The organism is Pseudomonas corrugata (assembly GCF_001269905.1).
Taxonomy (GTDB): domain Bacteria; phylum Pseudomonadota; class Gammaproteobacteria; order Pseudomonadales; family Pseudomonadaceae; genus Aquipseudomonas; species Aquipseudomonas corrugata.
The window spans coordinates 271,021-289,617 of record NZ_LHVK01000015.1 but is presented as its reverse complement, the minus strand read 5'-3'; the positions used below and the strand labels follow the sequence as shown (position 1 = coordinate 289,617).

Here is an 18,597-nt window from a genome sequence, read left to right as displayed (position 1 = left end):
GATCAGCAATGGATTCTGTAGCTGGTGTATGGTGCAGCCCTAAGGGACGGTATGCGTAAAATGAGCTCACACCTAGACCGCAGAGATACTTTAGAATAGGGATGCAGAAGAAGCTATGCTAACAAAATATAAAGTTATGCGGGGCTTGTTTAAGCGCAGAGTGGTCAGAGATTTAATTTGGAAACTCGTGGCTTTTTTTAATAAAAGGCGATTGGGCGTTTTTTTTGAGGAGCAGATAAAGCGAAAGCATGAGTCTTTTGTTGAGTTTGATGAGGCGCACATTGCTTCGGTAGTCTCAGAGTTAGAGGCAAGCGGCGCGCTGGTTGGGCCTAGGTTGCCGGCGGAAGCGATTCAATATCTTTTGAAGTACGCTGAAGCGCATCCATGTTTTGCTGATCGGGATCAGACAAAAGGTTTTTATCTGAGAGACAAGGCGAAGGCAGAAACGTCGCTGAAAAAAGAGCTTCTTCTGGCTCAATACTTTAACGCAGAACACGATGCGATGATTGCTAAAATTGCCAATGATCCATATCTGCTTTCAGTCGCCGCAAGCTATTTGAAGGTTCCACCTAAATTAATGAGTGTCAATATGTGGTGGACTTTTCCGGCTAACGCAAGTGAGGAGGATAGGGCGCGTCATGCACATGTCTTTCATTTTGATTTGGATGACTTAAAGTTTGTTAAGTTTTTCTTCTATTTGACTGATGTGGATGATCAGGCAGGTCCGCATGTTTTTGTGAAAACTTCGAATAGAAAAATTAAATATAAGTCTCCGATGTTCAGGTCGCGTCGTTTTACGGATGAGGAGATCGTTTCAGGCTATGGAGAGGAAAATATAGTAAAGGTGTTGGGGCCTGCCGGAACCTGTTTGATAGAGGATACTATCACTGTACATAAAGGAATGACCCCTGTTTCTAGTGCCAGACTCATGCTGCAGTTCGAATATTCAATTAATACTTACTCGGAAATTAGCTGTGTTGGCGATAGGAATGCTCAAAAAATATTCGTATAGGCTGAGCGCATGGTCTTATCTTTTATTTGCCGGCGCTGCTTCTATGATTGCCGCACTTAAAGGTTTTGCCTATGCCCATCTACTTTCGGCAGATCAATACGCTCTAATAAATTACTATTTATTGATTGTAGGGTTGGGAGTGCTGGTTGTTGGGTCGGGAGTGATAATTAAATGTCATTCTGAAATGCCATTGCTTGTTGAGGATGAGGGGCGGTTGTCGGAGTTTTCCTCAAATGTGAAATGGTTTGGTAGTGGATGTTGGTTGGCTGCTCTTGTTGGATTGGTTGTATATAGTTTCTGGGCTGGAGCCCCATTTTCTATTTTGTTGCTGTCGTTTGTTCAGGTTCTGGTGTTTTTTATTTTTACTGTCGATTTAATGGTGGTAAAAAGTAAGAAAAATTTTGTGGATTATGCTAGGCGATTATTTTATCGAAATTTATTTGTTGCTTTGGCTGGTCTTGCTGTGGCGTTGGCTACAAAAAATGCTGAGTTTGCAATTTTGGCCGAGGTCAGCATAGGTGTTATCCTTTGTTTGAAGTCTCTTATGTTGTGGCTTGTGAATGCGAAACTCCCTGGTTGGGACTTTATAATTGATTGCCTTAAATTCGTTCCTGTTACGTGTGTTGGTGCTTTTATGCAGTATGTCGACAGGGTTTTTGCCGCATACTTTATGAGTGCGCAGGAGTTTTCTAGATTTTCTTATCTCTCTCTTGTTGTAATGGTGGGTCTATCAATACAGCAATTGATAAATACCCGAGTGATCACCTTGCTTCCCGAAATCTGTCGAGAGGATCCTAGTGCTGGATTCAAATATGTTGTCAGAATTTCTTTTTTTGTATCCATATTTTTGTCGGTAATATTGTCATGTCTTTTATGGCTTCTGCAGAGTCGCTGGTTCGCAACGGAATGGCTTGAGGTGGGGGTTGGCATAAGTATTGTTTTTTGGGGTTGTGCGATTTTACGGGCAGCTGATTTTTACTCATCTTATTTGTTAGTTATGTCTCAGAGAAACAAACTTCTGATGATTCAACTTGCTATGTTGGCTATTTTTTCCTTTCTGACGCTTCTCTACGGCTTTTGGTTTCGGTCTGAAGGTGTATTTGGGTATGTGCTATTGATGTGTGTTGGTTTTTCTGTATCGTTGATAGTTTTGGTTTATGCCTCTTGGAGAGTAAGTCTTGTTAAGAAAAATATATGATGGAATATATGTGCAGTTTCGGATTCTCTGCTTATTCATTTTGGCTCTTTCAAGAAGGTCGCTGATTTCTCCTTTTGCAAGAGTTTCCAAAGGGGGACGCATATTGATCGGACGGCGAACGACTGTAAAAAAAGCGCTACTGAATGCGGGCGCCGGAACGATTCAGTTGGGTGACGGCGTGTGGCTAAATGATGGCGTTGAGCTTTCGGCAATGGCGAGAATTTCTGTCGGTGAAGGGACGACAGTCCAACGGAACGTCACCATAAACGGTGACGTTTCTATTGGTTGCGAGTGTCTTTTAGCGCCAAATATTTTCATTTCCTCTGCCTCGCATGTGCATGACCGCTATGCTGGGGTGAGCATCCGGGAGCAGGAGCGCCGAATCGCTCGAGAGGATTTTCTAGCGAACTACAATAAGCCAATCGAGATTGGTGACGATGTCTGGGTAGGGGCAAATGCGGTTATAATGCCCGGTGTTAAAATTGGATCGCATGCGGTGATCGGTGCGAACTCCGTGGTGACCAGAGATGTTCCGGTAGGGGCGATAGTCGTAGGTGGTCCTGCAAAAATAATTAAGTTTCGCTTTGGGTTTGAGGGCGTCTAGATGTTAAGCAATAAAACGATTTTGGTAACCGGCGGCACCGGCTCTTTCGGTAATACATTTGTGCCAATGACCCTGGCCAAATATAACCCCAAGAAAATTATCATCTTTTCGAGAGATGAGATGAAGCAGTGGGACATGGCGAAGAAGTTTGAAGGCGATTCGCGTGTTCGCTTCTTTATCGGCGACGTTCGTGACAAAGAGCGTCTGTATCGCGCCCTTGACGGGGTTGACTATGTTGTTCACGCCGCCGCTACGAAGATCGTTCCCACCGCTGAGTACAACCCTTTCGAGTGCATCAAGACCAACATCAACGGTGCGATGAACCTGATCGATGCCTGTATCGACAAAGGCATCAAGCGCGTCGTTGCGTTGTCTACTGACAAGGCCAGCAGCCCGATCAATCTATACGGTGCGACGAAGTTGGCGTCCGATAAGCTGTTCGTTGCGGGTAATTCCTATGCTGGCGGTCATGAAACCCGCATGGCAGTGGTGCGTTATGGCAACGTCATGGGCTCGCGCGGTTCGGTGATCCCGTTTTTCATGTCGATCAAGGATAAGGGGGAATTGCCTATTACCGACGAGCGCATGACCCGTTTCATGATTTCGTTGGAGGAGGGGGTCGAACTGGTCTGGCACGCCTTTGAGGACATGGAGGGCGGTGAGATCTACGTGAAGAAAATCCCGTCGATGAAAGTGACTGATCTTGCTCGGGTCGTAGCGCCTGATGCTAAGCAAAAAATCGTCGGTATTCGTCCTGGGGAAAAATTGCACGAGCAAATGATCAGTGCCGAGGATTCATATTACACTTATGAGTACCCGGAGCACTTCAAGATTTTACCTGTTATCAATGAATGGGCGACTTGTCCGAGCCGTATCAAGGACGGTAAGAAAGTTTCAGAAGGTTTTGTTTACGCCAGCGACAATAATACTGAATGGATGAGTGACGAAGATCTGCGTAATTGGATCACCGCTAACGAAGCGAAGATCGGGAGTATCTGATTTATGATTCCATACGGTCGTCAGGATATAACCCAAGCGGACATTGATTCGGTAGTCGAGGTGTTGAAGTCCGACTTCCTTACGCAGGGCCCTATGGTGCCGCGTTTCGAGCAGCAAGTTGCTAGTCACGTGGGTGCCGGCTATGCATTGGCAATGAACAGTGCTACATCTGCGCTTCATGTCGCATGCCTAGCCTTAGGGCTTGGTCCGGGCGATCGTTTATGGACAAGCCCCATTACATTCGTAGCCTCTGCAAATTGCGGATTGTATTGTGGTGCTCAGGTTGACTTTGTGGATATCGATCCTCGTACCTACAACCTTTGTTCTCAAGCGCTGGAGCGTAAGTTGGAGCTGGCTGAGAGAGAAGGTACTTTACCAAAAGTGGTTGTACCGGTTCATCTCTGTGGCCAGCCTTGTGATATGCAAGCCATTCACAAACTGGCTAAACGATTTGGTTTCAAGGTGATCGAAGACGCTTCACACGCAGTCGGTGGAAAATACCAAGGCGAATATATAGGCAATGGTAGATACAGTGATATTACAGTCTTCAGCTTTCATCCGGTCAAGATCATTACAACCGCCGAAGGAGGGATGGCTCTAACCAACGACTCCGATTTGGCAGATAAAATGACTCTGTTACGCAGTCACGGGATTACGCGTGATCCGCAACTAATGACGCATGAAACTGACGGCCCTTGGTATTACCAGCAAATTGATCTTGGTTTCAATTATCGGATGACCGAGCTACAGGCTGCTCTTGGCATAAGCCAGATGGAGCGTCTGGACCAATACATTACCAGGCGCCATCAGCTAGCCGCTCGCTACAACGATTTGTTGGAAGCCTTGCCAGTAGTAATCCCTTGGCAACATGCAGACAGTTACTCAGGACTCCATCTGTATGTAATTCGCCTAAAGCTGGGCGAAATAGCTAAAAGTCATCGGCAAGTGTTCGAGTCTTTGCGTGAGCAAGGAATAGGCGTAAATCTTCATTACATTCCGGTCTACACTCAGCCATATTACGCGCAGATGGGATTCAAGCCTGAAGACTTTCCAATGGCGCAGGAATACTATCGTGAAGCCATCAGTATTCCAATGTTTCAGACAATGAGTAATGAACAGCAAGATCAGGTCGTCGCTGCTATTGCTAAGGCTTTGGCGACATGAGGTTGGCCGTCATTCCTGCCCGAGGTGGCAGCAAGCGAATCCCGCGAAAGAATATCAAGATATTTTGCGGCAAGCCGATGATCGCTTGGTCAATTGAAGGGGCGCTGACGAGTGGCTGCTTTGATAAAGTCATTGTCTCAACGGATGACGACGAAATAGCAAACGTTGCCAGGCAGTACGGAGCCGATGTGCCTTTCATGCGTCCGGCGGAGCTATCTGACGATTACACCGGAACCATCCCGGTCGTCCAGCATGCTATCGAAGCGCTCAAGGCTGATGGGTATGAGGCTCGTCAGGTGTGTTGCCTCTATGCTACCGCTCCTTTTGTCGACCCTGAAGATTTACGGCGTGGTTTGACTATTCTTGAACAGACGGAAAGCAAGTACGCGTTCTCGGTGACCAGTTACGCATTTCCAATTCAGCGAGCGATTCGTTTGACAGAGTCGGGGCACGTTGAAATGTTTGACGCTGAGCAGTTCAGCACTCGCTCTCAGGATCTTGAGGAGAGTTTTCACGATGCCGGGCAGTTTTATTGGGGGTTGACGAGCGCATGGTTGGCAGGGACTGTGATTTTCGGTCATGAGTCCAGTGCGGTGTTGTTACCACGTCACCGAGTACAAGACATCGATACGCCAGAGGATTGGACCCGTGCGGAGTGGCTGCATAGAGCCCTTCAAGCGGAGGCTGGGCGGCCGTGAATGGTATGAAAGTGGTGTTTCGGACCGATGCCTCGCTGCAAATGGGGAGTGGGCATGTCATGCGTTGCCTGACGCTGGCCGAGGCGCTGAAAGCAGAAGGCGCAGAATGCTACTTTATTTGTCGGGAGCTTCCAGGAAATCTCCTGCATATTATTCGCGGTAAAGGTTTCAACGCACATGGATTGATGACCGATGGGAGCTCCGCGCCTTCACTACAAATAGCTGACAAACCCTTGTATCACGATTGGCTAGGCGTAACTCAGGACCTTGATGCTGAGCAGTGTTCGTGTCTATTGGATATTTTGCAACCTGACTGGCTAGTTGTCGACCACTATGCACTAGATATAGCTTGGGAACTGAAATTAAAGCGGAAAGGAGTTAAGCTATTAGTCATAGATGATCTGGTAAATCGAGCGCATGCTAGTGATGTTTTGTTAGATCAGACTTTAGGGCGTGAGGCTGGTGATTATTTTTCTCTAGTGCCTTCCCGTTGTGCTGTTCTATGCGGATCAAGATATGCGTTGCTTCAGCCGGACTTTAGAAGGCTAAGAGTTAGCAGTTTGATCAGGAGAGCTCAGCACAGGCTTGAAAATGTGCTGATTACCCTGGGAGGTGTTGATAAAGACAATATGACGCGGCAGGTGCTTGAAGGATTAAAGCTATCAGCGCTACCTAAAAGTTGTCGGGTCACTATCGTGATGGGGGCAACGGCTCCATGGCTTGAAGATATTCAGCAGCTAGCGAACATGTTGCCTTGGCACACCGAAGTTAAAGTAAATGTTAGTAACATGGCACAGCTAATGGCTGATAGCGATCTCTCAATTGGAGCGGCCGGTTCGACATCTTGGGAGCGTTGTTGTCTTGGAGTGCCTACTATCATGGTCGTGTTGGCCGATAATCAGAGATTTGCCGCTGCTCAATTGGCCCGTGCAAACGCAGTCTTAATGATCTCATTGGATGGGGATGTCGTTTCGCAACTGGCACGGGCGGTTGATAATGTCGTCAATGATCCTGCGTTGCTAAAGTCGCTAAGTGAGTCTTCAAAGCAAGTCACTGACGGGGGCGGTTGTGAATTGTTAATAAAAAAAATAACTGAAGTCAGTCGTGTCGATGGGTACTAAAATGGAAGCGCTCGGTAAACTTCGTGAAATTAATGACGATGAGCTTGAGTTGATGCTCGCTTGGCGGAATGCTCCGAACGTTAGAGCTAATATGTACACAAGGCATGAAATCAGTCTTGAAGAACATTTAGCTTGGTGGAAGCGGGTTCAGCTTCGTAGCGATCAACGTTACTTTATGTATGAGCTTGATGGAAAGCCAACTGGAATAGTTGGTTTTAATGATTTGGATGTTGTGAATGCAATATCATCTTGGGCATTCTATGCTAGCCCCGAAGCTCCAAAGGGGGCGGGAAGTAAGATGGAATTTCTTGCCTTGGACTACGCATTTTATAATATGTATCTGCATAAGTTAATGTGTGAAGTGTTGGCTTTTAATTCGGCAGTAATAAAGCTTCACCAGAAATTCGATTTTAAGGTTGAAGGCATTTTGCGGGAGCACCATTTGGTTGATGGTCAATATGTGGATGTCTATAAGTTGGGGCTTCTCTCTCTCGAGTGGGAGTTACGTCGACCTACTATGTATGAAAAAATATTAAAATTATCCAAGGGTTGAATGTATGAATCCGGAAATTTCTATAAATGGACGCAAAATAGGGGGGGCGCACCCTCCATATGTTATTGCTGAGCTTTCCGCTAATCATAATGGAAAGTTATCCACTGCGCTCAAGATAATTGAAGCAGCCAAAAAGGCAGGCGCAGACGCGGTAAAGCTACAAACCTACACCGCCGATACCATAACCCTTGATTCCAAAACCTCTGAGTTTCAAATAAAGGGAGGTTTGTGGAGTGGTAAATATTTGTATGACTTGTATCGTGAAGCTCAAATGCCATGGGAGTGGCACACCTCCTTGTTCGAGTACGCAGGTAAACTAGGAATCACCATCTTTAGCTCCCCGTTCGATAATACCGCGATAGATCTTCTAGAAAGTCTGGGGGCGCCGGCTTATAAAATTGCTTCGTTTGAAGCTGTTGACTTGCCACTGATAAAATATGCGGCAAGTACAGGGAAGCCAATGATTATCTCGACTGGTATGGCTGACGCTGAGGAGATAGCGGAAGCTATAGACGCTGCTCGCGAGGGTGGTTGTAAAGAGCTTGCGGTTCTTCATTGTGTAAGTGGCTATCCTGCTCCGGCCTCTGACTACAATTTACGTACGATACCAGACATGATCCAACGTCATGGTCTAGTAACAGGTTTGTCTGACCATACCCTAGATAACACAACGGCGGTTACTAGCGTTGCACTGGGGGCATCGATCATCGAAAAACACTTCACACTGGATCGAAGCGGCGGCGGTCCAGATGATAGTTTTTCGCTCGAGCCATCTGAATTGCTAGCGTTGTGTCGGGATAGCAAAACAGCGTGGGCAGCGTTGGGTAAGGTTGATTATGGTTGTAAATCAAGTGAGCAGGGGAATGTTCAGTTCAGACGGTCTTTATATGTTGTAGAAGATATTGCAAAAGGTGAACGCATAAGCCTCAAGAATATCAGGAGTGTCCGTCCGGGGTATGGCCTGGCACCCAAGTATCTGGAGAGTGTTTTAGGTAAGGTTGCTGTGGTAGATATCAAGAAAAATACTCCTCTGAGTTATGATTTTTTAGATCAATAAATACGTGGTGAGTGAGTGGAATTGATAGTTACAAGTAAAAAATTAAGGCAAATGTTTTCGCCCATTATCATAGTTTTAATGGTGGCGCTGTTTTTTGTCGTCTTGGAGATATCCATTCCATTCACTTCTGCCTTTGCAGACGTATATCCCGCCTATGGAGTATATGCTCTATTTTACATCTTGCTCTCCCTCGCATATTTTGCTTTATCCTTGAGTTTGCATTTGCTTGCGCCTTGCTCAGTACCGAAACTTTTTCGCGAACCACCCCGAGAACTATATTTGGTGATGCGATTTTCATGTTGGGTTTCAATAGTGGGGCTCTTTTTTTTGATAATTGATCGCTCGCTTTATCAAGGAGTCGATTTTATTAATGATAATTTTGTCGAAATACGAACTCGCCTGAATAATGAAAGGGCGACCGGAGAGGGGGTTTCGTCGATTTTTAGTGTGGTTGGGAATCTTTTGCAGTTTTGGTATTATTTTGCGTTCGTGTTTTTGATTTATTACTATGAGTTTTTTTCAGTAGGACAAAGGCGCAAGTTGGCAATTTTAATTTTTGTTGCGCTGCTTACTGGGTCATATATTTTAGGGGGACGATCTCTGATAGCCGTACTGGCTGTAAGTTTCGTTGCGGTAATGATTGCTCGCGGGAGCTCTGGTCGTGAAATTTATTCTAAGTTGTTCAAGGTGAGATCTTTGATTTGGATGTTTGTTTCTGGAATGCTATGTCTGATAGTGATTATGTATGTCTTTTACGCTAGAGCCTCTGTCGGAGGAAATGACTCGGAGTCATATCTGAATAGCTTTGTTGATCATTTACATGGCATAAAAACTCAATCCTATGAAGCGTGCAGCGTGGGGATTTCATGTGATTTAAAGAATTATCTCCTACTCACGGCGCTATATGTAACTCATACATTTTGGGTGCTTTCGGAAAGTATTCAGTACATGCCTGGTGATGCGGGGGGCTCAGCGCTATGGGGTGGGGTACTGGCGTTGTATGCCAAAATTGGCGGTCCGGTAGACGGTAACTATCCATATGCTGGGTTATTCAACTCGCTACCAGGTTCCATTTACTATGAGTATGGCTGGCTTGGCGTTGCTGTAGGTGCTTCGCTCCTAGGAGCTATGCTTGCATGGATGAACTTTTTGTTGTTGCGCTCTGCGGGGGTGTTCAAGATTATTTTTTATGTTGCCTTATTGGATACTTTGCTGGTAGCGCCGGTGCTGTCATCCCTGAATGTTATCATGTTTATATTTGTCTTGGTGTCGCTGTGTGCGGCAAGTGTTATCTATATCTCTATTCGTTCGATGAGGATGTCACGATGAGAATTGGATTTGTTAATGTGTTCTCATTTCGACCTCACGTCGAGCATCTCTATTATTTAGCTACCACTGTCGCAAAAGATAATCATGAGGTTTTTTTTCTGACCTGTGATAGCGCGGTTTCTAATTGCTATTCTCGTGCTATTAAGGGTAAGCAAAAAATATCAGAGTGTCCTAAATGTATATTGGGTGGTGTTAGAAGCTTTCCTGTGCAAAATATTACCTCTTTGACTGGTAAGTCTGGAAGCTTGCATGAAGAAATTTTGGATGAGTTGGCACTGTCCAGTTCGTGTACTTTGAATCGAACTGAGTCTGAAGCAGAGTGGAACGAACCCCAAGTGGTTGCTATTAGGGAAAGTTTGTATGAGCCTATCGACAAAGTTTACGAAGGTGCATCGCGCTGGATAAAGGATAATAAGCTTGAAGGCGTTGTTTGTTTCAACGGGCGTATGGATTTGACGCGCGCGATAACTTATGCTTGTGAGCAAATGCAAATTCCTTACGTCACACATGAACGGACTTGGTTTGGCGATGGAATTCATTTAATTCCAAATGCAAATTGTTTGTCTCTTAGGGCTTTAAGTCAAATGGTCAAAGAGTACGATAATAAACCGCTGACTCTTACGCAGGCGAAACTGGCTGGTCGGCTAGCCGGAGAACGGTTTTTACAAACTAATTCTCTCGAGTGGCGGTTATATAATCAGAACCCGGAGCCTGCGCCTTGGCCATTAAATAGTGACGGTCCGAAAGTTCTGGTTATCCCAAGCAGTAAAAACGAATTTGCCGGACATAACGAATGGCGAACCGATTGGGAAGATAACACGAAGGCATTAGATGATTTGTTCGAAGCTTTTTCCATAAAGCCTGAGCAAGTGGTAGTCCGTTGCCATCCGAACTGGGCGGAAAATATCGGTCAGGCTGTGGGCGACCGTTCGTTGTCTTTATATAAGGAATGGACTGAAAGGAATAGTATTTACTGTATTTCCAGTGAGCAGAAAGCCAGTACCTATGATCTTATTCAGCAGGCCGATATTGTCGTTTTGAACGGTGGAAGTTCGGCAGTAGAGGCGGGGGTTTGTGGTAAGCAGGTGATTTGCATGGGACCGTCGACTTACCAGGAGGCTGGCTTTGTCAGGGTCTTTCGCGATAAGCAATCCTTGTATGCGAGTGGAGCACTTATACCTCTGGATCCAGATATGGTCATCCGTAAGACCTTGCGTTTCCTTTATCTGCGATCCCATCGTTTTCCTCAGTATGTGGAATATGTCCGTGCTTTGGAAACGATTCGTTACGAGTATTTTGAAGGGGCCGATCCTGAGCGACTCATCTCCATGCTGAGGACAGGTAAGATGGTTGCCGATGACTCTTCCTTTTCTACCGACAACCGGGATGAAGATGAAGTCGTTGCAGCTTTGAAGAATAAAGAGTGGAAGAAATTGGCAAGCCATACGGTAGAACGTATCAAGCTGAAGCCGCTTCCGATTCAACGACGTTTTGGACTGCGCTGGGTCGATAATGTTAGGGCTAAGATGCCAAGAGGAGATAGAGGTTGAGTGAGTTAGCTCGGGAACTGGTTTCCATAATCATGCCATCCTATAACGCAGAGGCGTTAATCGGGAAATCAATTCAGTCTGTGATTGACCAGGCTTATGATGACTGGGAACTGATTGTTGTAGACGACTGCTCGAAGGACTCGACTCGCCAGGTTGTTCAGTCATTTGTAGAGAAAGACTCGAGAGTCAAGCTTATTCCTTTAGATCGTAATAATGGTGCTCCCGCAGCCCCCAGAAATATTGGCGTTCGCAACGCGACAGGCTCATGGATAGCTTTTCTGGATGCAGATGACATCTGGCATCCAGAAAAACTGACCTTACAGATGGATGCACTTGAGAAACATAACGTAAGTTTTTGCTGCACCCAGATGAAAGATTTTACTGACGATAAGCTTTTGTCTTTTCAGAGTGTAGGAACTGTTGGCTGTGAACAGATCAGTTTTGCTAAGCAGCGGATAAAGGGGCGGATTCCGACTTCTAGTGTCGTTTTGAAAAAGGAGGTTATGTTGCGTTTTCCTTTTAACGAAGATATTCGCTATAAAGCTGTTGAGGATTATCATTGCTGGCTAAGAGTGCATGAAGCGGTAGGTGAAAGCATAAAGCTCTCTTACCCTTTGTTGAGTTATCGACGAATTGCCGGTCAAATTTCGGGCTCAAAGAAGTATATGCTCGAACGTATGTATATGGTGCATAAAGAATATCCGGGAACCTCCAGTGTTCAGGCGGCGTTTTATACGCTTACTCATGCATTAGGTGGATTTTATTATAGGGTCTTGAGGAAGGGATTATGAAACGTGTAATGGTGACTGGCGGCGCTGGATTCTTAGGCTCCCACTTATGCGAGCGACTGCTTGATCAAGGCGCGGAAGTGTTGTGTGTTGATAACTTTTACACGGGAGCAAAGCGTAATATCGCCCACTTGCTGGCTAATCCTTATTTCGAGCTTCTTCGGCATGATGTTACTTTTCCGTTGCATGTGGAAGTTGACGAAATATACAACCTGGCTTGCCCCGCGTCGCCGGTTCATTATCAGTTTGATCCAGTGCAGACCCTGAAGACAAATGTCCATGGTGCTATTAATATGCTTGGCCTTGCCAAGCGCACCAAAGCGAAAATCTTTCAGGCGTCCACCAGTGAAGTTTATGGTGATCCCGAGGTGCATCCGCAGCCAGAATCTTATTGGGGAAAAGTGAATCCTATTGGTATTCGCTCTTGCTATGACGAAGGGAAACGTTGCGCTGAGACTCTGTTTTCCGATTACCATCGTCAACACAACGTCCGTATAAAAATTGCACGCATCTTTAATACGTACGGTCCACGCATGCACCCAAATGACGGTCGGGTGGTGAGCAATTTTATCGTTCAGGCGCTTCGTGGTGAAGATATCACGATCTATGGTGAAGGACAGCAAACACGTAGCTTCTGTTATGTAGATGATCTTGTTGAAGGCTTCCTGCGCCTAATGAATACGGCCGACGAGGTCACTGGACCAGTTAACTTGGGGAATCCAGGAGAGTTTACAATTAGACAGTTGGCTGAGCGCGTGCTTGAATTGGTCGGTTCAAACTCTAAGCTTGTTTTTCAGCCGTTGCCCCAAGACGATCCACAGCAGCGGCAACCCGATATTAGCTATGCTAAGCAAATTCTCGACTGGCAGCCGACGATAATGCTTGATCAGGGCTTGGAGAAGACAATAAAGTATTTTGATAATCTGCTGTCGGAAAAATAATTAAAAGTTGGTTTTGATGAAAATTACAGTATTTGGTAGTGGGTATGTAGGGCTTGTCACGGGCGCTTGTCTGGCTGATGTTGGGCATTCGGTGATGTGTATTGATATCAATAAGGAAAAGATTGATGGGTTGAATAGGGGGGTTATACCCATCTATGAGCCTGGCCTAGATGAACTCATTTTCAATAACGTCCAGGCTGGACGGCTGAGATTTTCGACAGACGCGGTAGAGGGAGTTGAACACGGATTCTTGCAGTTCATTGCCGTTGGTACTCCTCCGGATGAGGACGGAAAAGCCGATTTGCAGTATGTTTTAGCAGTGGCTAGAACTATAGGCCTTTATATGAGCAGTGAAAAGCTGGTCATTGATAAATCAACTGTTCCGGTGGGCACCGCTGATAAAGTTAAGGTCGCGATACAAGAGCAGCTCGAAGCCAGGAATAAGGTCGTAGAGTTCAATGTGTGCTCCAATCCCGAATTTCTTAAGGAGGGAGCCGCCATTGATGATTTCACAAAGGGACCTCGAATTATCGTAGGTACTGATTCGGAAAAAGTCGTTGAAGCCATGCGTAATTGCTATGCGCCCTACAACCGGAATCATGACAAAATTATGTTCATGGATATTCGTTCGGCTGAGTTGACGAAGTATGCAGCTAACTCGATGCTGGCAACCAAGATCAGCTTCATGAATGAGTTGGCCAATTTGGCTGAGCGCCTTGATGCAGATATCGAAAGTGTTCGTCTTGGTATGGGCTCTGACCCACGGATTGGTTATCACTTTATTTATCCGGGATGCGGTTACGGTGGATCATGTTTCCCCAAAGACGTTCAGGCTCTGGCCCGGACGGCTCAGGAAACAGGCTATCAACCTGAACTCCTATTAGCTGTCGAGGCGGTCAATAATCGTCAGAAAGATATATTGTTTAAAAAGCTGCTTCAGGCGTTCGACGGGCAGTTGAAAGGAAAGTGCATTGCACTGTGGGGACTCGCCTTCAAGCCAAACACCGATGATATGCGAGACGCCCCTAGTCGAACGCTGATGGAGGCTTTATGGGCCGCGGGAGCCTCGGTCAAGGCTCATGATCCTGAGGCCATGGAAGAATGCAAAAGAATTTATGGCTTTCGCGATGACCTTGAATTGTGTCATTCGCGGGAGGATGCCGTCGAGGGTGCTGACGCTCTGGTCATTTGTACTGAATGGAAAGCTTACAGGGCACTTGAGCTTGATTGGTTGAAGAGAACGCTTCGTTATCCAATCGTTGTGGATGGACGAAACGTATTCAATCCAGCTGAGATGGCACGCGCAGGGCTCTTGTATTTTGCAATTGGGCGAGGGCTTACTGGCCGTGAATATCAATAGTCGAGGAGGGGGGCATAAGGTTCTGGTAACGGGAGCTAATGGATTCATTGGTAGAGCGCTGTGCCGGAAGCTTTTAGAGAGCGGCTACGAAGTGCACGCCGTAGTGCGGAAGCTGTCTGACCCTGTCGAACATGTAAGGTATCTGGTGGCGGATCTTGAAAGTAATGCCATGCTGGATATTAAAGACCTCGGTATTGACTGTATCGTTCACTTGGCTGGGCGGGCCCATATACTGAGCGAGCAAGCCTGCGGGGCTCTTGAGCGTTACCGTGCAGTTAATTGTGAAGCGACGGTGCGTTTGGCTCAGTGTGCTATCGACGCGGACGTGAGACGTTTTATATTTATCAGCTCAATTGGTGTTAATGGTTCGGAAACTGGCCTCGGCCCTTTCGATGAGCTGTCGATTGTGCAGCCACATGCGGATTATGCCGTTTCGAAATACGAAGCCGAATTGCAACTTGGGGCGATGCTGGCGCATTCTCCCGTTGAGCTTGTTATTGTTCGTCCACCATTGGTCTATGATGCAGGCGCCCCAGGAAATTTTGCCAGACTTTTACGGCTGGTTTCTGCTGGGTTACCGCTTCCTTTTGCAGCTGTAGATAATAAGAGAAGCATGGTGTCGCTTGGAAATCTGGTGGGATTTCTCGAGGTGTGCATAAAGCATCCAAATGCGGCGCGAGAACTATTTTTGATAGCCGATTGTCATGATTTATCAACGACCGAGATAGTGCAATCTATGGCCGAGGGCATGGGTAAGCGCTTACGTTTGTTTTCCGTTCCGATTCGCTTGGCGTCGTTCGGTGCGAAGCTGATTGGTCGTCAAAACTTATATGTTCAACTGTTTTGCTCGCTGCAAGTTAATTCAGCCAAAGCCCGTCGCTTGTTGGATTGGCATCCGGAGGAGAACGCACAGGACGCGTTGGTCAAGGTCGGACGCAATTGGCGTGAAAAGCGCTCCGATTGACATATTAGCTGGCTGTAATCAGGTTCGAAATGGGGCTTCGGTTTGGATCTTATGACTGTGACGTTGCTATTACTTTTACTAGTTGTGGGTTTTTCAGGTGCGCTTACCTGGTTACTGCGTCGTTATGCGTTGCTCCGAAGCATCATCGACGTTCCTAACGCCCGCAGCTCACATACGGTACCAACTCCTCGTGGAGGCGGCGTGGCAATTGTCCTCAGCTTCCTCTTGGCATTGCCCATATTGGTCACTACCGAATTCCTGACCTGGCCAGGTATGTGGGCGATGTTGGGTGCCGGGGCGGGAATTGCAGTGCTTGGGTTCCTGGATGATCATGGTCATATAGCTGCCCGTTGGCGTTTGTTGGGGCATTTTGCGGCGGCAGTCTGGGCGTTGTACTGGCTGGGCGGTTTGCCGGCAATTACGTTGTTTGGTCTTCATTTTGAGTTAGCTTGGCTTGGAGATGTTCTGGCTGTCTTTTATCTGGTTTGGATGCTCAATCTTTATAACTTCATGGATGGTATCGACGGTATTGCCAGCGTCGAAGCGATTTGTGCTTGTCTTGGAGCCAGTGTGCTCTATTGGATAGGTGGGTTTGAAACCCTGATTGTGGCTCCTTTAGTGCTTGCCATGGGGGTGGCGGGGTTTCTGTATTGGAATTTTCCCCCCGCCCGTATTTTTATGGGAGATGCGGGTAGTGGATTTCTCGGCGTTATTCTGGGAATCCTCTCGCTGCAGGCGGCCTGGGCCTCACCAAAGTTGTTATGGGTCTGGCTCATTTTATTGGGCGTATTTGTCGTTGACGCTACCGTAACCTTGATACGGCGCCTTTTACGAGGGGACAGGGTTTACGAGGCTCATCGCAGTCACGCTTATCAATTCGCTTCACGCCAATATGGTCGACATTTACCCGTGACACTGGCAGTGGCAGTGATCAACGTGTTTTGGCTGCTGCCTATCGCAGCATGCGTCATGCTATGGAGTCTGGACGGAGCGCTAGCTTTGGTTGTGGCTTATATACCGTTAGTATTGCTGGCTGTCAGGTTTCATGCTGGTGAGCTTGAGAAGGCCTGAGTTCAGGGTGAGGTTCACGTTTTTCGTTTATCCGTTGTCCAAAGGTCGATGGCATCGCCGCAGGCATCAGGAATGGATCTGTTTTAGGAGCTACCCAGGGGTGCATGAGGAATTTATGGGTAAATTGAGAACGGCTTTGCTGGGGTTGCCAAGACGCCACAAGCGGGCGATTCAGGTGGCTACAGACGTAATCCTGGTCTGGGTCGCGCTATGGCTCGCGTTTGTCGTTCGTCTAGGTGTGGAGGCATTGGCCACTCCGATCGAAACGCACCTTTGGCTTTTCGCATCCGCCCCTCTGGTCGCCATTCCGATCTTCATCCGCTTTGGTATGTACCGCGCCGTCATGCGTTACTTCGGTAACGACGCATTGATTACCATCTGTAAAGCGGTCAGCCTCTCTGCTTTGCTGCTGGCCCTCGTAGTGTATTGGTACAGCAATCATAAAACGGTCGTACCTCGCTCGATCATCTTCAATTACTGGTGGCTTAGCCTGATCATGATTGGCGGCTTACGCCTGATGATGCGCCAGTACTTTCTGGGAGACTGGTTCACCGCTGCCCAGCATGTCCCGTTTACCAACCGTGACGACGGCTTGCCCAAGGTTGCTATTTATGGCGCCGGAGCCGCTGGGAACCAACTGGTGGCCGCCCTGCGAATGGGGCGGGCAATGCGACCGGTCGCGTTCATTGACGATGACAGCAGCATCGCAGACCGCGTCATCGCCGGGCTTCAAGTCTACGAGCCCAAGCAGATTCAAAAAATGATCGATACAACGGGGGCGCAGGAGATCCTACTGGCAATACCTTCATCGTCCCGTGGTCGTCGTCGAGAGATCTTGACCTTGCTTGAGGGGTTCCCGCTGCATGTACGTAGCGTCCCGGGTTTCATGGACTTGGCCAGTGGCCGGGTCAAGGTTGATGACATCCAGGAGGTGGATATTGCGGACCTGCTCGGGCGTGACCCGGTCCCTGCGCAGCCTGATTTGCTTGAGCATTGCATCACTGGACAGTCGGTTCTGGTCACTGGGGCAGGCGGATCAATAGGCTCTGAACTCTGCCGGCAGATCCTGGCGCTCAAGCCCACCACGCTTTTGTTGTATGAACATAGCGAATTCAATCTTTACAGCATTTTGTCCGAACTTGAACCTAGAGCTGCCCGGGAGTCCCTGTCTGTTCGTTTACTTCCCATACTGGGATCGGTGCGGGATCAGGCCAAGTTATTGGATGTGATGAAGACCTGGAATGTCGATACGGTCTATCACGCTGCGGCTTATAAACATGTCCCTATGGTCGAGCACAATATTGCCGAGGGCGTCCTGAATAATGTCATCGGGACGCTGAACACTGCCCAGGCTGCATTGCAGGCGGGTGTATCGAACTTCGTCTTGATCTCCACTGATAAAGCCGTACGCCCCACCAATGTGATGGGTAGTACCAAGCGGCTCGCGGAACTGACATTGCAAGCCCTCAGCCGTGAGCTGGCGCCCGTATTGTTCGGCGACAACGCCAATGTGTCTCGAGTCAACAAAACTCGTTTCACCATGGTCCGGTTCGGCAATGTGTTGGGATCGTCCGGTTCGGTTATCCCCCTGTTCCATAAACAGATCAAATCCGGCGGACCGTTGACCGTTACCCATCCGAAGATCACGCGTTATTTCATGACCATTCCGGAGGCCGCACAGCTAGTGATTCAGGCAGGCTCCATGGGCCTGGGTGGTGATGTGTTCGTTCTCGATATGGGCGAACCGGTGAGAATTGTCGAACTGGCGGAGAAAATGATTCACCTGTCTGGCTTGAGTGTCCGCTCGGAGAAAAACCTTCACGGTGATATTTCAATCAAGTTCACAGGCCTGCGGCCCGGTGAGAAGCTTTATGAAGAGTTGTTGATTGGTGACAACGTCGTTGCTACCCAGCATCCAATGATCATGAGTGCCAACGAAGATCATCTTCCCTGGGATGTGCTCAAGGCCAGGCTGGCTGAGCTGCTGGCTGCGATTGAACACGATGACTACACCCGTGTTCGCCAATTGCTTCGGGATACTGTCAGCGGGTATGCCCCGGACGGAGAGATTGTTGACTGGATCTACCAGCAGCGTCGCCTTGAGCCATGATTATTACATAATCTGTAACGTACACATTTTTGACAGCGATTCATCATCGCCTAAGTTTGAGAGGCAGCTTCGGAAAAG

Annotated in this window: 17 protein-coding genes; all 17 read left to right on the top strand. The window is 47.5% G+C overall.

Annotation, left to right across the window (positions count from 1 at the left end):
- The first annotated feature begins 115 nt into the window (after positions 1-115).
- Positions 116-1,012 (top strand): phytanoyl-CoA dioxygenase family protein, encoded by an 897-nt coding sequence (locus AD665_RS21495; protein WP_053193639.1) that lies wholly within the window; start codon positions 116-118, stop codon positions 1,010-1,012.
- Entirely contained in the window at positions 990-2,210 is a 1,221-nt protein-coding gene (locus AD665_RS21490) for a hypothetical protein (protein WP_147460427.1), read from the top strand. Before AD665_RS21495 ends, AD665_RS21490 begins: the two co-directional genes overlap by 23 nt.
- Entirely contained in the window at positions 2,191-2,814 is a 624-nt protein-coding gene (locus AD665_RS28030; protein ID WP_269458257.1) for an acyltransferase, read from the top strand. Before AD665_RS21490 ends, AD665_RS28030 begins: the two co-directional genes overlap by 20 nt.
- Positions 2,815-3,813: a UDP-N-acetylglucosamine 4,6-dehydratase (inverting) gene (gene pseB, locus AD665_RS21480; protein ID WP_024778733.1), complete on the top strand. Its 999-nt coding sequence runs from the start codon at positions 2,815-2,817 to the stop codon at positions 3,811-3,813.
- Between the two features lie 3 nt (positions 3,814-3,816).
- Positions 3,817-4,977 carry a UDP-4-amino-4,6-dideoxy-N-acetyl-beta-L-altrosamine transaminase gene (gene pseC / locus AD665_RS21475; RefSeq protein WP_053193630.1) on the top strand — a complete coding sequence of 387 codons (1,161 nt, stop codon included), beginning with the start codon at positions 3,817-3,819 and terminating at the stop codon, positions 4,975-4,977.
- The gene (gene pseF, locus AD665_RS21470; RefSeq protein ID WP_024778735.1) at positions 4,974-5,675 is read left to right on the top strand and encodes a pseudaminic acid cytidylyltransferase; all 702 of its coding nucleotides are present in this window, start codon (positions 4,974-4,976) and stop codon (positions 5,673-5,675) included. The genes pseC and pseF overlap by 4 nt, the downstream gene beginning before the upstream one ends.
- Positions 5,676-5,680: 5 nt before the next feature.
- Positions 5,681-6,796 (top strand): UDP-2,4-diacetamido-2,4,6-trideoxy-beta-L-altropyranose hydrolase, encoded by a 1,116-nt coding sequence (gene pseG, locus AD665_RS27115; RefSeq protein ID WP_055135270.1) that lies wholly within the window; start codon positions 5,681-5,683, stop codon positions 6,794-6,796.
- Between the two features lies 1 nt (position 6,797).
- A complete protein-coding gene (gene pseH / locus AD665_RS21460; RefSeq protein WP_122319485.1) occupies positions 6,798-7,349 on the top strand; it encodes a UDP-4-amino-4,6-dideoxy-N-acetyl-beta-L-altrosamine N-acetyltransferase in 552 nt (183 codons plus the stop codon).
- Between the two features lie 4 nt (positions 7,350-7,353).
- Complete coding sequence (pseI, locus tag AD665_RS21455; protein WP_053193621.1) at positions 7,354-8,406, top strand: pseudaminic acid synthase; 1,053 nt, start codon at positions 7,354-7,356, stop codon at positions 8,404-8,406.
- A gap of 15 nt (positions 8,407-8,421) precedes the next feature.
- Entirely contained in the window at positions 8,422-9,735 is a 1,314-nt protein-coding gene (locus AD665_RS21450) for an oligosaccharide repeat unit polymerase (protein WP_147460426.1), read from the top strand.
- Positions 9,732-11,285 carry a capsule biosynthesis protein gene (locus AD665_RS21445; protein ID WP_053193616.1) on the top strand — a complete coding sequence of 518 codons (1,554 nt, stop codon included), beginning with the start codon at positions 9,732-9,734 and terminating at the stop codon, positions 11,283-11,285. The genes AD665_RS21450 and AD665_RS21445 overlap by 4 nt, the downstream gene beginning before the upstream one ends.
- On the top strand, positions 11,282-12,076 hold the full coding sequence (locus AD665_RS21440) for a glycosyltransferase family 2 protein (RefSeq protein WP_170167964.1): 795 nt from the start codon (positions 11,282-11,284) through the stop codon (positions 12,074-12,076). The genes AD665_RS21445 and AD665_RS21440 overlap by 4 nt, the downstream gene beginning before the upstream one ends.
- Positions 12,073-13,014 carry a UDP-glucuronic acid decarboxylase family protein gene (locus AD665_RS21435; RefSeq protein ID WP_053193612.1) on the top strand — a complete coding sequence of 314 codons (942 nt, stop codon included), beginning with the start codon at positions 12,073-12,075 and terminating at the stop codon, positions 13,012-13,014. Before AD665_RS21440 ends, AD665_RS21435 begins: the two co-directional genes overlap by 4 nt.
- 16 nt (positions 13,015-13,030) lie before the next feature.
- The gene (locus AD665_RS21430) at positions 13,031-14,374 is read left to right on the top strand and encodes a UDP-glucose dehydrogenase family protein (protein WP_053193609.1); all 1,344 of its coding nucleotides are present in this window, start codon (positions 13,031-13,033) and stop codon (positions 14,372-14,374) included.
- Entirely contained in the window at positions 14,361-15,338 is a 978-nt protein-coding gene (locus AD665_RS21425; protein ID WP_231994995.1) for an NAD-dependent epimerase/dehydratase family protein, read from the top strand. The genes AD665_RS21430 and AD665_RS21425 overlap by 14 nt, the downstream gene beginning before the upstream one ends.
- 51 nt (positions 15,339-15,389) lie before the next feature.
- Positions 15,390-16,409 carry an MraY family glycosyltransferase gene (locus tag AD665_RS21420; protein ID WP_053193606.1) on the top strand — a complete coding sequence of 340 codons (1,020 nt, stop codon included), beginning with the start codon at positions 15,390-15,392 and terminating at the stop codon, positions 16,407-16,409.
- A gap of 115 nt (positions 16,410-16,524) precedes the next feature.
- Positions 16,525-18,519 (top strand): polysaccharide biosynthesis protein, encoded by a 1,995-nt coding sequence (locus tag AD665_RS21415; RefSeq protein ID WP_053193603.1) that lies wholly within the window; start codon positions 16,525-16,527, stop codon positions 18,517-18,519.
- Positions 18,520-18,597: the final 78 nt, after the last annotated feature.

Bases quoted from the DNA above. Each gene is read 5' to 3' on its own strand.
- AD665_RS21495 (WP_053193639.1), top strand. From the start codon at position 116: ATGCTAACAAAATATAAAGTTATGCGGGGCTTGTTTAAGCGCAGAGTG.
- AD665_RS21490 (WP_147460427.1), top strand. From the start codon at position 990: ATGCTCAAAAAATATTCGTATAGGCTGAGCGCATGGTCTTATCTTTTA.
- pseB (WP_024778733.1), top strand. From the start codon at position 2,815: ATGTTAAGCAATAAAACGATTTTGGTAACCGGCGGCACCGGCTCTTTC.
- pseC (WP_053193630.1), top strand. From the start codon at position 3,817: ATGATTCCATACGGTCGTCAGGATATAACCCAAGCGGACATTGATTCG.
- pseF (WP_024778735.1), top strand. From the start codon at position 4,974: ATGAGGTTGGCCGTCATTCCTGCCCGAGGTGGCAGCAAGCGAATCCCG.
- pseG (WP_055135270.1), top strand. From the start codon at position 5,681: ATGAAAGTGGTGTTTCGGACCGATGCCTCGCTGCAAATGGGGAGTGGG.
- pseH (WP_122319485.1), top strand. From the start codon at position 6,798: ATGGAAGCGCTCGGTAAACTTCGTGAAATTAATGACGATGAGCTTGAG.
- pseI (WP_053193621.1), top strand. From the start codon at position 7,354: ATGAATCCGGAAATTTCTATAAATGGACGCAAAATAGGGGGGGCGCAC.
- AD665_RS21445 (WP_053193616.1), top strand. From the start codon at position 9,732: ATGAGAATTGGATTTGTTAATGTGTTCTCATTTCGACCTCACGTCGAG.
- AD665_RS21435 (WP_053193612.1), top strand. From the start codon at position 12,073: ATGAAACGTGTAATGGTGACTGGCGGCGCTGGATTCTTAGGCTCCCAC.
- AD665_RS21430 (WP_053193609.1), top strand. From the start codon at position 13,031: ATGAAAATTACAGTATTTGGTAGTGGGTATGTAGGGCTTGTCACGGGC.
- AD665_RS21420 (WP_053193606.1), top strand. From the start codon at position 15,390: ATGACTGTGACGTTGCTATTACTTTTACTAGTTGTGGGTTTTTCAGGT.
- AD665_RS21415 (WP_053193603.1), top strand. From the start codon at position 16,525: ATGGGTAAATTGAGAACGGCTTTGCTGGGGTTGCCAAGACGCCACAAG.